This window comes from Novosphingobium sp. TCA1, from assembly GCF_009811895.1.
Lineage (GTDB): Bacteria > Pseudomonadota > Alphaproteobacteria > Sphingomonadales > Sphingomonadaceae > Novosphingobium > Novosphingobium panipatense_A.
Genome location: NZ_BLJH01000014.1, coordinates 39,493 through 52,946 on the forward strand (window position 1 = coordinate 39,493; position 13,454 = coordinate 52,946).

Sequence of the window (13,454 nt, forward strand, 5' to 3'; positions counted from 1 at the left end):
GCAGACGCTCGGGCGATCCTACTTGGCTTCCGCCAGCAGCTTGGCGGCTTCGGGCGAGGACCAGTCGTTGCCGCCGGTATAGCGCCAGACTTCGCGGCCCTGGCTGTCGAACAGCACCGTGACCGGCAGATTGCCGCCGTACTGGAAACCGAGGTCGCCGTTCTCGTCCACCCAGGGCTGGATATTGTCGAGCTTGCGGCGGCGCAGGATCTCGACGACCTTGTAGGTATCGCCGGTATCCTCGGAAATCGGCAGGATCTGGACCTTGCCGTTCGGGTCCTTGGCGAGCGCTTCCAGCGTCGGCATCTCGGCGATGCAGGGGGCGCACCAGGTGGCCCAGAGGTTGATCAGCAGCGGCTTGCCCTTCAGCGACATGAGGTCGAGGCTTTCGCCGGTATTGTCCACCAGGGTCACGTCGGGCATCGGATCGCCCTTGTGCGAGCGATCGACCTTGCCAGTCGGCTTTTCGGCGGCCTGTGTTGCCGGAGCGGCGCTTTCGGAAGCCTTTTGTTGCGCGTCCTTGCCGCTTTGCCTATCGCAGCCCGCGATCAGGAGGGCGCCTGCCCCCGCGACGGAATACAGGACGAGCGACTTGAGCGATTTGGAAGACAGCAAGGCGGCGGGCTCCAACCAGATGTGGGGTGGACGGTTCGAAGGTGGACCGTCTGCGATCATGCGCGAGATAAATGCCTCGATCCCCTTCGACAAGGCATTGTGGCGGCAGGACATCGCGGCCAGCAAAGCGCACGTCGCGATGCTGGGCGCCTGCGGCGTGGTTTCGGCCGAGGATGCGATCACGATTCGCGACGGTCTGGACAAGGTTGCGGCCGAGTACGAAGTCTCCGGGGTCCCCGAGAACTGGGACCTCGAGGACATCCACATGACCACCGAGGGCCGTCTGGCCGAGCTGATCGGCCCGGTCGCCGGCCGCCTGCACACGGCCCGCTCGCGCAACGACCAGGTCGCCACGGATTTCCGCCTCTGGGTGCGCGATGCTGTCGATCAGGCCGATGCGGGGCTCGAAGCGCTCCAGAAGGCGCTCGTTTCCCGCGCGGGTGAGCATGCCGATTCGATCATGCCCGGCTTCACCCATCTCCAGACCGCGCAGCCGGTGACGCTGGGCCACCACCTCATGGCCTACTACGAGATGATCGGGCGTGACCGTTCGCGCTTCGCCGATGCGCGGAGGCGCATGAACCGCAGCCCGCTCGGCGCGGCGGCGCTGGCCGGAACCGGCTTCCCGATCGACCGCACGATGACCGCGCAGGCGCTGGGCTTCGACGCGCCGACCGACAACAGCCTCGATTCGGTGTCGGACCGCGACTTCGCGCTCGATTACCTGATGGCGGCCAGCCAGTGCTCGCTGCACCTTTCGCGTCTGGCCGAAGAGTTCATCATCTGGGCCAGCCAGCCCTTTGGCTTCGTGGCGCTGCCCGATTCGCTGTCCACCGGCAGCTCGATCATGCCGCAGAAGAAGAACCCCGACGCGGCGGAACTGGTGCGCGGCCATTCGGGCCGGATCGTCGGTTGCCTGACCAGCCTGATGATCACCATGAAGGGCCTGCCGCTGGCCTATTCGAAGGACATGCAGGACGACAAGCCGCCGGTGTTCGAGGCTGCCGGTCTGCTGGCGCTCTCCATTGCGGCGATGACCGGCATGGTCGCGGAAACCCGCTTCCGCACCGATCGCATGCGCGGCGCCGCCGAACTGGGCTTCGCCACCGCCACCGATCTGGCCGACTGGCTGGTGCGCGAGGGCAACATTCCCTTCCGCGAGGCGCACCACATCACCGGCTCCGCCGTGAAGCTGGCCGAGCAGCGCGGTGTCGCGCTCGATCAATTGCCGCTGGAAGACCTCAAGGCCATCGACAGCCGCATCGACGAGCGCGTATTCAAGGCGCTCTCGGTCGAGGCTTCGGTTGCCGCGCGCAAATCGCACGGCGGCACCGCGCCCGACCAGGTACGCCTGCGCGTAGCCGAAGCCCGGCTCGCGCTCGGTCTGGAGTGAGCCTGATGCGCAAGACTGCCGCCCTGATCCTGCTTCTCGCGCTCTCGGCCTGCGGGCAGAGGTCGGCGCTGGCATTGAAACCGGGGCAGCAGCTTCCGCCCGCGCCTTACGGCCGCGAGCAGAAACCGGCCAGCACCGAGCTGCTCCAGACGCCGACGCTGGCGATTCCCGAACGCAGCGTCGAATTGCGCACCCGCTCGGAGCCACGGAACGACGATCCCTTCGATCTTCCGCCTCCAGAATAATTTTCAGGCTGAATAAGCTTCCAGATACCGAGACACCCATGGACCATTTTGCCCTGACCAACGGCGAGCTCTTCGCCGAAGACGTGCCGCTGGCCGCGATCGCCCGCGAAGTCGGCACGCCCGTCTACGTCTATTCCCGCGCGACGCTCAGCCGCCATGCCCGCGTCTTTCGCGAGGCGCTGGCGCAGCTGCCCAGCGTCCACATCGCCTTCGCGGTGAAGTCCAACCCCAACCTCGCCGTGCTGCGCCTGCTGGCGAGCGAAGGCTACGGCGCCGACGTCGTTTCCGAAGGCGAGATGAACCGCGCGCTGGCGGCCGGAATTCCGGCCGCCGACATCGTCTTCTCGGGCGTCGGCAAGACCCGCCGCGAACTGACCGCCGCGGTCAAGGCGGGGATCGGCCAGTTCAACCTCGAAAGCGAGGAAGAGGGCGTGGAACTGGCGGAAATCGCCACTTCGCTGGGCCTGCGCGCGCCTTGCGCGCTACGCGTCAACCCGGACGTGGACGCCCGCACCCACGCCAAGATCTCCACCGGCAAGGCGGACAACAAGTTCGGCGTCGCCTATGACCGTGCGGGCGCGATCTATGCCCGCCTCTCGGGCCTGCCGGGGCTCGACATGAAGGGCCTTGCCGTCCACATCGGCAGCCAGATTTCCGACCTTGAACCCTCGCGCCTCGCCTTCATCAAGATGGGCGAGCTGATGGAGGCGATCCGCGCCGAAGGGCATTCGGTGACCCACATGGACCTCGGCGGCGGCCTCGGCGTGCCGTACAAGGCAGGCGATTCGCTGCCGACCCCGCAGGATTACGGCGCGATGGTGACTTCGGTCGCGAAGGACTGGGGCGTCACCCTGATGTTCGAGCCGGGCCGCGTGATCACCGGCAACTCCGGCGTACTGGTGACCGAAGTGGTCCGCGTGAAGGAAGGCGTGGTGAATCCCTTCGTGGTCGTGGACGCGGCGATGAACGACCTCGCCCGCCCCGCGATGTACGATGCCTGGCACGATTTCGCGGCGGTGAAGCCCAGCGGCAGGACTATGACCGCCAACATCGTCGGCCCGATCTGCGAAAGCTCGGATACCTTCGCGATGGGCCGCGAGATCGACGAAGTCGGCGCGGGCGATCTGGCGATCTTCCGCACGGCCGGCGCTTACGGTGCGACGATGGCCAATACCTACAACAGCCGCGCGCTGGTGCCCGAAGTCATGGTGGACGGCGACAAGTGGGCGGTCGTGGCCGCGCGTATCGAGCCCGAGACCATTCTCGCGGCCGAGACCGTGCCGGACTGGCTCGCCTGACGGCCCTGCTGCCATGATCGAGAGCCTCCCGTTGTTCCACCGCATCGCCGATCGTCCGGTAGTGGTGACCGGCAGCGGAGAGGCGGCCGAGGCGAAGCGGCGGCTGGTCGAGCGGGCCGGGGGGCAGGTCGTTCGCGACCTAGCACAGGGCATCGAACGCGGCGCGCGGATCGCCTTCATCGCGGAAGAGGACGAAGCGGTCGCCCGCGCCGCCGTCCGGCAGGCGCAGGCGGCGGGGCTGCTGGTCAATGCGCCGGACCGGCCCCTGCTTTGCGATTTCACCGTGCCTTCGCTTCTCGACCGGACGCCTGTGCTCGTCGCCATCGGCACGGGCGGCGCTTCGGCGGGGCTGGCCAAGCAGCTGCGCCTGCGGCTCGAAGACCTGCTGCCGCAATCGCTGGGCGTGCTGGCCCGCAGCCTGCTGGCGGCGCGGCCCGCATTGAGGGCGCGTTTTCCCGATCCCGGCCAGCGGCGGCAGGCGCTCGACGCGGCGCTCGGGCAGGGGGGCGCGCTCGATCCCCTGGCAGAAGGCGGGCCGGAACGGGTGGCGGCGTGGTTGGCCGATGCGGACGAGCCGGAAGGTGGCAGGGTCGAGATCGTGCTGCGCAGCGCGGACCCCGAGGACCTTACCTTGCGGGAAGCGCGGCTTCTGGGGTCGGCAGACATGCTGCTGCACGGCGCCGATGTCCCCGCTGCGATCCTGGACCGCGCCCGCGCCGATGCCGCGCGTGGCCCGATCGGCGCTCAGACCCAGGCGGCGGGCGGTCTGATCGTCGTCCTGCGGATGGGCTGAGTACCCGCACGGTTAAATCCGGGTTTATGATTTCAGGGATTTAACTCATTCAAAACGCGGGCCTGCGGCATCCTCGACCCTTGCGGCGAAGGAATGCCGAAAGGGACAGACTTGCAACGACCCGACGTGACGACACTGGATTTGCCGCAGATCGCATTCGCCGCATTGCCGGTTCTCGCCAGCTTTTCCGGGCCGAAGGCGGTAACCGGCCTGCATGGATCGCGCGCCGATTGTTCGCGCCACGACGATAACCACGCGCTGCTCATGCCCTGCCTTTACGAGCTGCACCCCGGCACCTGAGCGCGGCGATGGGCAAAGTGCATGAGGACCTGAGAGCGCTTGCCCGCAGCGATGAGGCATGGGCGCAAGGCCAGCGGGAACTGGCCAGGATCGTTTCCGAATGGCGCGCCCTGCCGCATGTCGCCCCGGTGCTTACCGCGCTTGACCGTTTCGGGCGGGGCACAGCGCTGGAAGCCTGCGCGCCGCTGGCCGCGCTGTTCGGCGCGGACGGCGATCCTGCCGGGGCTTTCGTTGACGCACTCATGACGCGGGGCGTGACGGCGCTGGCGGACCTGCCGCTGGGGCAGATGCCGTTTCGCCATGCCCACCGGCAGGAGGCGGACACCCTGCTCCTGGCCCATTCGGGAACCGCGACGCTGGCCTTGGCGGTCTATGACGGCGAGAGCCTGCGGCGTCAGCCTGAACCACGAACGGTGCAGTTCGCGCCGATGGAAGTCTGGTGGCGGGTGCTCTCCGGCGGCGGCAGGGCGGAGCGCATCGCTTGTCCGGCACCTTCCTTGCTTCCCGGCCCCTTGCTCCCCGGCACACCGGTGGAACTGCGCCCGGGAACCGTGCTGCACCGGGACGGCGCGCGCGAGGCGATCCAGGTTCGCGGCGTGGAGGGAAGCCTGGTCATCCTGCGCCTGCAGCGGCTTGCCTCGCTGCACGAACCGGTCAGGGCGTTCGCGCTGGCGGACGGCGCGCTGCAAGGACAGTCGGCACCGACGGCGGAATTCAACCGGCTGGAGCTTGCCATGGCGGTACTGGTCGGCCTCGGGCGGCAGGATGCCGTGCCGGTGTTGTCGCGCATCGCCCATGGCACGGGGCCGGCCGCCTTGCGCTGGCAGGCCCTGCGCGCGATCCTGGCGATGGACACGCGCGCCGGGCTGGTCCTGCTGGGCGCCATGGCCGCCGGGGAGGACGGCGACCTTGCGCAGCCCGCGCGGGATCTGCACCGCGCCCTGGTCGCGCAGTGGCCCGAGCTGGAGAAAGTGGCGCAATGGCGCGGATAATGACTCAGCGCGATCCGACGAGCGCCTCGCTGGCCGAATTCGTCGATGCCCTGTCCGGCTGGGGTTTCGACCCGCGTGACGAGGTGAGCCTGTCCCACGCCGCGAACTGGCTGCAACGGCTGGGCAACGACCGGGCCTTCCTGGGCGATCTGCTGGTGGACCTGATCGCCGGGCTGGCCCCGGTGCCGGACGGCGCCGATGCGCTGGAAGGCGTCGGGCCGCAGTCGATCATGCTGGTGACGCCGGGGCAGGGCAATTTCTTCCTGAACGCCCGCATCTGGCCTTGCGAGCAGGACGCGCTCTACCGCGCCAGCGGCCCCGAGGCCTTCGGCTACGGCCGGGGACACGACCACGGCTGCGACATGCTGGCTCTGGGCTATTTCGGTCCCGGCTACGCGGCGGAGGAGTTCGAATACGACTACGAAGAGGTCGCCGGTCACGCGGGGGAAGCCGTGACGCTCCTGCCCACGGGCCGGGTCGTGCTCGAACCGGGGCGGATGATCCATTACCGGGCGCGGCGCGACGTGCATGTCCAGTATCCGCCGCAATCGCTGTCGGTGGCGCTGAACCTCGTCCATACCGAGCCCGCGCAGGGATGGCTGGACCGCTACGATTTCGACGTGGAACGCGCCGCCGTGACCCGGCTTCACGGCCATGGCCCCAGCGAGAGCTTCCTGCGCATTGCCGTGGCGCTCGGCGGCGAGGAAGCGCGCGATCTCGCCTCGCGCTTCGGCAAGGGGCACCCGAGCGACCGCATGCGGCTGGTCGCCTGGCAGGCGCTGGCGGCCCATGCGGCAAGCGCCGAGGCGCGCGATGCGGTATGGGCCGAGGCGGAACGGTGCGGCAGCCGGTTAGTCGCCGCCGAGGCACGGGCGCTGCGGGGGGCGGCAGAATAACGTCGTCCCGGACTTGATCCGGGACCGCTGGCCGTGAACGGCCGAGCGCGCAGATGGGCGCCTTGCGGTTAGCGTACGCCTCAAGAATTGCCAGCGGTCCCGGATCAGGTCCGGGACGATGCGCGCAATGTCAGAACATCCCCCCCGCCAGCGCGTCGATCGCGCCTTGCAGTATGACGGCGGCGGCGGCGGAATCGATGCGGGTGGCGCGTTTCGCCCGGCTCATGTCCTGTTCCAACAGCCCCCGCTCGGCGCCGGTGGTGGACCAGCGTTCGTCCCAGAGCAGGATCGGCAGGCCCAGAACGCCGAGGTTGCGGGCATAGGCGCGGCTCGATTGCGCGCGGGGGCCTTCGGAACCGTCCATGTTGAGCGGCAGGCCGATGACGATACCCTTGATCGCGCGTTCGCGGATCAGTTCGACCATGAGCTCGCGGTCGGCGCCGAACTTGCCGCGTTTCAGTGTCTTGCCGGGGGAGGCGAAGCGCCAGCCCGCGTCGCAGAAGGCGGTGCCGATGGTCTGCGTGCCGAGGTCCAGCCCAAGCAGCGCGCCGCCGGATTCCGGCAGGGCATCGCGATAGTCCAGCGCGCTGGTGGTGATCACTGTGCCTTCTGCCATGTCGCAACCCGTCTTTCGAAATCTGCGCGAAGGTTCGCCCAGAACAGGGTCACGTCATAGAGATGGTAGTTGTTTCCGGGAAGCACGTAAGGCCCCATGTCGAGCGCGGGAGGCGGTCCGATGTGGAGAAAATGGTCGGGACCGCAGGTCGCGGGCACAGTCGCCATGGCCAGGGTGCCCGATGCGGCGCGGGAATCGGCGCGGAACTGGGGGACAAGCGTGCCGAGATTGGCCGCCGCATCGGCGCTGCCGCCCTCGCTTCCGGTGAGCGGATTAGTGCAGAGGAAGGGACTTGCGGCCACGCCTTGGCCGTCCAGCCCGGTGCGTCGTCCATAGGCGGCCAGCAGCATCTTGGTGTCGGCCGGATCGGCCACCGAGAGCCAGCTGACGACGCAGCCGGTCTGCTCCGCCCCGGCGCAGGCGGGCAGGCCCATCTTCGGCAGGTCATGCGCCAGCGAGACCGGCCAGCCGATCACATAGGCCGCGATCACGCGCCGGGCGAGCGGCTTGTCCGCCACCCGGTCGCGCAGCACGCGGCGCAGCAGGAAGGCGCCCTGGCTGTGTCCGGCCACGACGATCGGACGGCCGCGCGGCACGCTCTTCACGAACTGGTCGAAAGCGGCGAGAACGTCGGAATAGGCAAGGTCGATGGCGCGGTTGGCTTCGGGTGCGGCGGTCAGGAAGGCGCCGATCGCCGCCTGCCGATAGCGCGGCGCCCAGATTTCGGCGCGGTTGAAGGGGCTGGCCATGCCTTTCACGAACAGCGCGGCACGGTCCTGCGAGAAGGCGTCCGTCACGTCCCCGTTCCAGGCGCTGCGGGCGACCAGGCTGGTGGGATGGACGAAGAACACCGCCACCTTGAGACGGCTCTTGGGCGCCTCCACGCCGGGGGGCAGCCAGCGGGATGGGTCGTCCGGCATGTCGGGCCGGGCAAGCCACATCTTGGCATCGCGCCATGCCTCGGGGCCGAGCGCGTCTTTCTGCGCATATTCGACGTTCGGCACGAAAGCCAGTTCGGTCAGGTCTTCGGACCACAGCCGCAAGGCCACCAGCAGGCCGATCACCAGCAGGACGACAATGGCGATGACGTAGAGGAACTTGCGGGCCATGGTTCAGGGTCTCGCCCGCGGGGAGCCGCCGGTCAAGCGGCGGCGTCCACAGGGTCGCCGGGGGAGGGTACGCCGTTGCGATCGGCCTCGCGTTCCAACCAGATCTTGATCATCGCCACCAGCGGATCGGCCAGGGCCAGGCCGAGCAGGCCGAACAGCACGCCCATGATGAGCTGCGCCGCCAGCACCAGCGCGGGGGGCAGGTCCACGGTCTTGCGCGCGATCATCGGCACGATCAGGTAGCCGTCGATCAGGTGGATCAGCACGTAGACGATGATGGTGTAGAGCCCCATCTCGTAGCCGCCGGAAAAACCGACGAGAATCATGATCATGCCGGAAATCGGCGCGCCGATGTTGGGCAGGAAGGCCAGCAGGCCGGTGATGAGCCCGAGCAGGGCGGCCATCGGCACGCCGTAGAACTGGAGCATGGCCCAGGTGAACAGGCCTTCGACGGTCATGCCGATGAGGCGGCCGAACAGCAGGCGGCGCAGGGCCTGGCCCATGATCGCCACGGTGCTTTCGAAGTGGTCGCGCCGGTCGATCGGCAGCATCCAGCCCACGCCGCGCCGATAGAGCCGCGGCTCCAGTGCGAAATAGATGCCCAGCACCAGGATCAGGAACAGCGTGGTGAACACGCCGATGAGGCCGCCGACCACCCGCGTGACCTGGCTGATGCCGCCGACCGCCTCCTGGGCGACGCTGCGAAGATCGGTGATGCGCGGCTGGATGCCGTGGGCGTGGAGCCAGCTCAACCCGTGGCGGAACTGGCTTTCGATGGTGGCGGGCAGTTCCGCCGCCTGCAAGGCGATCTGGCTGCCGGCGAAGCGCGCGACCCAGAGCAGGAACAGCATGGCCAGGAGCAGCACCAGCACCACGCAGAGACCGCGCGGCAGGCGCAGGACCTTACGGATCACCCGCGCGCCGCCGTCGATCAGCGCACCGAAGACGATGCCGCCGAAGATCACCAGAAGCGATTGCGAAAGGAATACGGCCAGCGCCAGCAGCGCGGCCATGCCGATCCAGACGAAGGCCTTGCGCGCCTCGGTGCGGATCAGCGGATCGGCAATGTCGGTGGGACCGGCACGCTCGGCTCCCGCCTCCCGCTCCGGTCCCGACGCCATCAGTTGGCGGCTTTCGCGGGATCTACAGGAGGTCGCAGGCTGGTGAAGGAACGACCGGGGCGCAGGGCGCTCCACCAGGTCAGCGGGTTCCAGCTCTGGGTGCCGTCCAGCGAGAAGGTGATGAACTCGGCGCGCCCGCCGACGTCGGACAGCGGCACCGGGCCGCCGAGGCCGCCGCCGGGGTTGCCGAACATGTCGGTCTCGAACGGGGCGCGGCTGTCCGCCGAGCGATCGCGGTCGTCGCCCATCAGGAAGACATGGCCTTCGGGAACCGTGATTTCGGCGTAATTGTCCAGCTCCTGGTTCAGGTAGTCGATCACCTGATAACTGGCGCCGTTGGGCAATGTTTCACGGTAGGTCGGCATTTCGTAGACGTCCTTGCCGCTCGGCAGGCGGGTGCGGAACTGGCCGAAGCCGTCGTAGCAGTGGCCGGGTTCGGCATCCCCTTCGCAGGTCAGCGAATCGTCGGCGGCGATGCGGACCGGCGGCACCATCTCGCGCGGGATGAACCGGCCGTTGAGGCGGATGCGCCCGTCGATCACGGCGATGCGGTCGCCGGGCAGGGCGACCACGCGCTTGATCAGGTCGGCCTTGCGGTTGCCCGGCACGACGATGACGATATCGCCGTATTCCGGGGTGCGGCCGAGCAGGCGCCAGGTGCCGCGCGGCAGCAGGTGGAAACTGATCGAGGACCAGTCCCAGCCATAGGGATACTTCGAAACCACCAGCCGGTCGCCCACCAGCAGCCCCGGCATCATCGAGATCGAAGGGATGTAGAACGGCTTGGCGATGAACGAATGGAATGCCAGCACGCCCAGCAGCATCAGCGCGAGGCCGCGCAGCTCCTGGAACCAGTTGACCTTTTCCGCAGCCGGCGGGGCCTGAACGGGGGCCTGGCTCATGGTCGGCTTGGGCTGTTGGATCATGTCCCGGGAATACTCGGCGTCAGGATTGGGGAAGGGGGCGCGCTTCGATGATCACGAAGGCCTGTGCCCATGGATGATCGTCGGTGAGCGTAAGGTGAACCACGGCTTCGTGACCGGCCGGAATCAGGGCGTCCAGCCGCGTTTTCGCGCCGCCGGTCAGCGCCAGGGTGGGCGCGCCGGAGGGGGCATTGATCACGCCGATGTCCTTCATGAACACGCCCGCCTTGAAGCCGGTGCCGACCGCCTTGGAGAAAGCCTCCTTGGCCGCGAAGCGCTTGGCGAGAGTGCCCGCCACGGTATGCGGCCGCCGCGCGGCTTTCGCCCGCTCGACATCGGTGAAGACGCGGGCGAGGAAGCGTTCGCCGAAGCGGTTGAGCGAATTCTGGATCCGCTCGATGTTGCAGAGGTCGGAGCCGAGACCGATGATCATGAAATTACGGTCCTTTCAGCGAACCTCGTCCATCAGCAGGCGCATCTTCTTCACGCTCGTTTCGAGCCCGCAGAATATCGCCTCGCCGATAAGGTAGTGGCCGATGTTCAGTTCCGCCAGTTGCGGAATCGCCGCGATCGGCTGAACGTTCTCGTAAGTGAGGCCGTGTCCGGCATGGGGCTCGATGCCGTTCTTCGCGGCGAGCGCGGCCATGTCGACGATGCGGCGCAGTTCGATGGCCACCTGCTCGCCTTCGGCATGGGCATATTCGCCCGTGTGGAATTCCACGACCGGCGCGCCGAGCTTCATCGCGGCCTCGATCTGGCGCGGCTCGGGGGCGATGAACAGGCTGACGCGAATGCCCGCGTCGGAAAGCCGCGCGACGATCGGCGCCAGGCGGTTGTGCTGTCCCGCCGCGTCGAGGCCGCCTTCGGTAGTGCGCTCCTCGCGGCGTTCGGGCACGATGCAGGCCGCGTGCGGGCGGTGCCGCAGCGCGATTTCCAGCATCTCGTCGGTCGCCGCCATTTCCAGGTTGATGGGCAGGCCGGTGGCGGAGGCGACGCGTTCGAGATCCTCGTCGCGGATGTGGCGGCGGTCCTCGCGCAAGTGGACGGTGATGCCGTCGCCCCCGGCCTCGGCGACGATGCGCGCCGCGCGGGCCGGGTCGGGATGCTCGCCGCCCCGCGCGTTGCGGATGGTGGCGACGTGGTCGATATTGACGCCGAGACGCAGGCGCGCGGGAGTGAGGACGTTGGCCAAGTCTGCGAGTTCCCTAGTTCAGGTACACCGGGTGAGTGGGCAATATCCGGGACAGTATCCGGGGCAATATCAGGGTTGGGCGCGGCTGCCGGGCTTGACGGCAGGGGTAGCGGCCAGTTCGGCCGGCAGTTCGTCGGCCGCGTAAGTCGGGAAGTTGAGCGCCACCAACGGGAAGAACGGCACGCCCAGGTCCACCGCGCCCGCCGAACGGTCGATCAGCGATGCCGCCGCGATCACTTCGCCGCCGGCTTCCTCGATGGCCTTGATGGCCTCGCGGCTGGAGAGGCCGGTGGTCACCACGTCCTCGACCATCAGCACCTTGTCGCCCGGTTCCAGGCTGAAGCCGCGGCGCAGCTCGAAAGTGCCGGTGGGGCGTTCGACGAACATCGCGTCGACCTGAAGCGCACGGCCCATCTCCTGGCCGATGATGACGCCGCCCATGGCGGGCGATACGACCTTGGTGATCGCCTTGCGAATATCGTGGGGAAGTTTTGCGGCGAGGGCCACGGCGAGTCGCCCGGCCCGGTCGGGGTTCATCAGAACCCGTGCGCACTGGAGGTAGTATGCGCTGTGACGACCCGAGGAAAGCAGGAAATGCCCTTCAAGCAAGGCCTTGCTGGCGCGGAACTCGGAGAGGACTTCTTCTTCCTGCATCGGGGGGTAATCCTTTGGTGCAAATTGCAATGTTCTGGTGGGGGCTGACGGCCCCTTGCGTCAAAAATCCCCTAGAGGCGCTTGAGACAGGCGGCAAGGCCGCGTATAGCCCCCTGTGAACGGGGGCAAAAAGCCTCCGCAATAGGGGTGCGCGCTTGGGAGGCGACTCACTTGCGCGATCATAAGAAAACGGAAGCGCTATAACCATGATATTGGGCAAAACCGTTCGTACTTTGGGCGAGGCTGCGAAAGCTCTCGGTCTTTATTCCGTCGCGGCCATGGCGTTTTCGTCAAGTCTTGCAGCGTCTTCCGCAATCGCAGCGCCCGCTCCCGAGGCCGTCGCCAGCTACACGCCGATGAAGCCCACGCCGGGCATCGGCATGCCGGTGGAAGGCGGGATCGGCCTGCAACAGCAGTTTTCCAAGCTCGGCGAATATGGCGAGTGGATCCATGACGGCGTGCTGATGCCGATCATCACGGTCATCACGCTGTTCGTGCTGCTGCTGCTGGTGATCATCGCGGTGCGCTACAACCGCCGCGCCAATCCGGTGGCCTCCAAGACCAGCCACAACACCATCCTCGAAGTGGTGTGGACGCTGGTTCCGGTGCTGATCCTGATCGGCATCGCGGTGCCCTCGATCGACCTGATCGCCAAGCAGTACAAGCCCGCTCCCAAGGGCGCGCTGACCATCAAGGTCACCGGCAACCAGTGGTTCTGGACTTACGGCTATCCCGATAACGGCGATTTCGAGGTCGTGTCGAACATGCTGAACCTGCCGGGCCAGCCGACCATCAACAACGGCGTGCGCGAAGTGGGCTCCAAGCCCTGGGACGGCCCCTCGCACCTCGAAGTGGACAACCGTATGGTCGTGCCCGTGGGCGAGCCGGTCCGCCTGCAGATCACCGCGGCCGACGTGATCCACTCCTTCGCCGTGCCCTCGCTCTGGTTCAAGCTGGACGCGGTTCCGGGCCGGATCAACGAGAAGGTCCTCTTTGTCGAGAAGCCGGGCGTCTACTACGGGCAGTGCTCCGAGCTTTGCGGCGCCAAGCACGGCTACATGCCGATCGCGGTGGAGGCACTTCCCCGCGCGCAATACGACGCCTGGGTGCTGACCCACGCCGGCGGCGTGATCGACGGTCAGGCGCAGCCCGCTGCTGCCGCACCCGCCGGTGCGCCCGCCACTGGGGCTGAACCTGCACCGGCCGCGTCCGCGGACCCGGGTGCAGCCGCCACGGGTGAAGCGACGGAAGCAGCCGCTTCCACAGCCGCAGCTTCCACAGCCGCCGCATCAGCCGAATAAGAGCGA

The 13,454-nt window shown here is 67.7% G+C and carries 16 protein-coding genes; 8 read left to right on the plus strand and 8 right to left on the minus strand.

Translation table 11 applies throughout. The annotated features are described in order from the left end of the window. Positions 1 to 18: 18 nt before the first annotated feature. Positions 19 to 615, minus strand: a complete 597-nt coding sequence (locus NTCA1_RS15995; protein ID WP_086493059.1) for a TlpA disulfide reductase family protein — start codon at positions 613 to 615, stop codon at positions 19 to 21. A 19-nt stretch (positions 616 to 634) separates the two neighbouring features. On the opposite strand from NTCA1_RS15995, the gene argH reads away from it, so the two are divergent. The 7 genes from argH (at position 635) to NTCA1_RS16030 (ending at position 6,532) form a co-directional block, all read left to right on the plus strand. Further along, positions 635 to 2,008, plus strand: coding sequence for an argininosuccinate lyase (gene argH / locus NTCA1_RS16000; protein ID WP_133084887.1), 1,374 nt, complete (start codon positions 635 to 637; stop codon positions 2,006 to 2,008). Positions 2,009 to 2,013: 5 nt separating this feature from the next. After that, positions 2,014 to 2,253, plus strand: a complete 240-nt coding sequence (locus tag NTCA1_RS16005) for a hypothetical protein (protein ID WP_086493060.1) — start codon at positions 2,014 to 2,016, stop codon at positions 2,251 to 2,253. Positions 2,254 to 2,291: 38 nt separating this feature from the next. Further along, entirely contained in the window at positions 2,292 to 3,551 is a 1,260-nt protein-coding gene (gene lysA, locus NTCA1_RS16010; protein WP_133084858.1) for a diaminopimelate decarboxylase, read from the plus strand. Between the two features lie 13 nt (positions 3,552 to 3,564). Continuing rightward, positions 3,565 to 4,344, plus strand: coding sequence for a bifunctional precorrin-2 dehydrogenase/sirohydrochlorin ferrochelatase (locus NTCA1_RS16015; RefSeq protein ID WP_133084857.1), 780 nt, complete (start codon positions 3,565 to 3,567; stop codon positions 4,342 to 4,344). Between the two features lie 111 nt (positions 4,345 to 4,455). After that, entirely contained in the window at positions 4,456 to 4,644 is a 189-nt protein-coding gene (locus NTCA1_RS16020; protein ID WP_133084856.1) for a hypothetical protein, read from the plus strand. Between the two features lie 8 nt (positions 4,645 to 4,652). Continuing rightward, entirely contained in the window at positions 4,653 to 5,636 is a 984-nt protein-coding gene (locus tag NTCA1_RS16025; RefSeq protein WP_133084855.1) for a hypothetical protein, read from the plus strand. Then, entirely contained in the window at positions 5,636 to 6,532 is an 897-nt protein-coding gene (locus tag NTCA1_RS16030) for a transposase (protein ID WP_236549378.1), read from the plus strand. The genes NTCA1_RS16025 and NTCA1_RS16030 overlap by 1 nt, the downstream gene beginning before the upstream one ends. 130 nt (positions 6,533 to 6,662) lie before the next feature. Here the strand turns inward: NTCA1_RS16030 and ruvX are convergent, their stop codons facing one another. From ruvX to pyrE, 7 genes are all read right to left on the minus strand, one after another. Further along, positions 6,663 to 7,148 (minus strand): Holliday junction resolvase RuvX, encoded by a 486-nt coding sequence (ruvX, locus tag NTCA1_RS16035; protein ID WP_086492983.1) that lies wholly within the window; start codon positions 7,146 to 7,148, stop codon positions 6,663 to 6,665. Next, complete coding sequence (locus tag NTCA1_RS16040; RefSeq protein WP_133084853.1) at positions 7,130 to 8,257, minus strand: DUF3089 domain-containing protein; 1,128 nt, start codon at positions 8,255 to 8,257, stop codon at positions 7,130 to 7,132. The genes ruvX and NTCA1_RS16040 overlap by 19 nt, the downstream gene beginning before the upstream one ends. Before the next feature lie 32 nt (positions 8,258 to 8,289). After that, a complete protein-coding gene (locus NTCA1_RS16045; protein WP_133084852.1) occupies positions 8,290 to 9,378 on the minus strand; it encodes an AI-2E family transporter in 1,089 nt (362 codons plus the stop codon). After that, positions 9,378 to 10,304 (minus strand): signal peptidase I, encoded by a 927-nt coding sequence (gene lepB / locus NTCA1_RS16050; protein WP_086492986.1) that lies wholly within the window; start codon positions 10,302 to 10,304, stop codon positions 9,378 to 9,380. The genes NTCA1_RS16045 and lepB overlap by 1 nt, the downstream gene beginning before the upstream one ends. A gap of 19 nt (positions 10,305 to 10,323) precedes the next feature. Beyond that, complete coding sequence (gene acpS, locus NTCA1_RS16055) at positions 10,324 to 10,734, minus strand: holo-ACP synthase (RefSeq protein ID WP_133084851.1); 411 nt, start codon at positions 10,732 to 10,734, stop codon at positions 10,324 to 10,326. Between the two features lie 15 nt (positions 10,735 to 10,749). Further along, a complete protein-coding gene (locus tag NTCA1_RS16060) occupies positions 10,750 to 11,493 on the minus strand; it encodes a pyridoxine 5'-phosphate synthase (protein WP_133084850.1) in 744 nt (247 codons plus the stop codon). Positions 11,494 to 11,562: 69 nt separating this feature from the next. Further along, positions 11,563 to 12,147 (minus strand): orotate phosphoribosyltransferase, encoded by a 585-nt coding sequence (gene pyrE, locus NTCA1_RS16065; protein ID WP_086492989.1) that lies wholly within the window; start codon positions 12,145 to 12,147, stop codon positions 11,563 to 11,565. 206 nt (positions 12,148 to 12,353) lie between these two features. Between pyrE and coxB the strand changes: the two genes are divergently transcribed. Next, entirely contained in the window at positions 12,354 to 13,448 is a 1,095-nt protein-coding gene (coxB, locus tag NTCA1_RS16070) for a cytochrome c oxidase subunit II (RefSeq protein WP_133084849.1), read from the plus strand. The last annotated feature ends 6 nt before the right edge of the window (positions 13,449 to 13,454 follow it).

Bases quoted from the DNA above. Each gene is read 5' to 3' on its own strand.
- ruvX (WP_086492983.1), bottom strand. From the start codon at position 7,148: ATGGCAGAAGGCACAGTGATCACCACCAGCGCGCTGGACTATCGCGAT.
- lysA (WP_133084858.1), top strand. From the start codon at position 2,292: ATGGACCATTTTGCCCTGACCAACGGCGAGCTCTTCGCCGAAGACGTG.
- NTCA1_RS16040 (WP_133084853.1), bottom strand. From the start codon at position 8,257: ATGGCCCGCAAGTTCCTCTACGTCATCGCCATTGTCGTCCTGCTGGTG.
- coxB (WP_133084849.1), top strand. From the start codon at position 12,354: ATGATATTGGGCAAAACCGTTCGTACTTTGGGCGAGGCTGCGAAAGCT.
- NTCA1_RS16015 (WP_133084857.1), top strand. From the start codon at position 3,565: ATGATCGAGAGCCTCCCGTTGTTCCACCGCATCGCCGATCGTCCGGTA.
- NTCA1_RS16030 (WP_236549378.1), top strand. From the start codon at position 5,636: ATGACTCAGCGCGATCCGACGAGCGCCTCGCTGGCCGAATTCGTCGAT.
- acpS (WP_133084851.1), bottom strand. From the start codon at position 10,734: ATGATCATCGGTCTCGGCTCCGACCTCTGCAACATCGAGCGGATCCAG.
- NTCA1_RS16005 (WP_086493060.1), top strand. From the start codon at position 2,014: ATGCGCAAGACTGCCGCCCTGATCCTGCTTCTCGCGCTCTCGGCCTGC.
- argH (WP_133084887.1), top strand. From the start codon at position 635: ATGTGGGGTGGACGGTTCGAAGGTGGACCGTCTGCGATCATGCGCGAG.
- lepB (WP_086492986.1), bottom strand. From the start codon at position 10,304: ATGATCCAACAGCCCAAGCCGACCATGAGCCAGGCCCCCGTTCAGGCC.
- NTCA1_RS16025 (WP_133084855.1), top strand. From the start codon at position 4,653: ATGGGCAAAGTGCATGAGGACCTGAGAGCGCTTGCCCGCAGCGATGAG.
- NTCA1_RS16045 (WP_133084852.1), bottom strand. From the start codon at position 9,378: ATGGCGTCGGGACCGGAGCGGGAGGCGGGAGCCGAGCGTGCCGGTCCC.
- pyrE (WP_086492989.1), bottom strand. From the start codon at position 12,147: ATGCAGGAAGAAGAAGTCCTCTCCGAGTTCCGCGCCAGCAAGGCCTTG.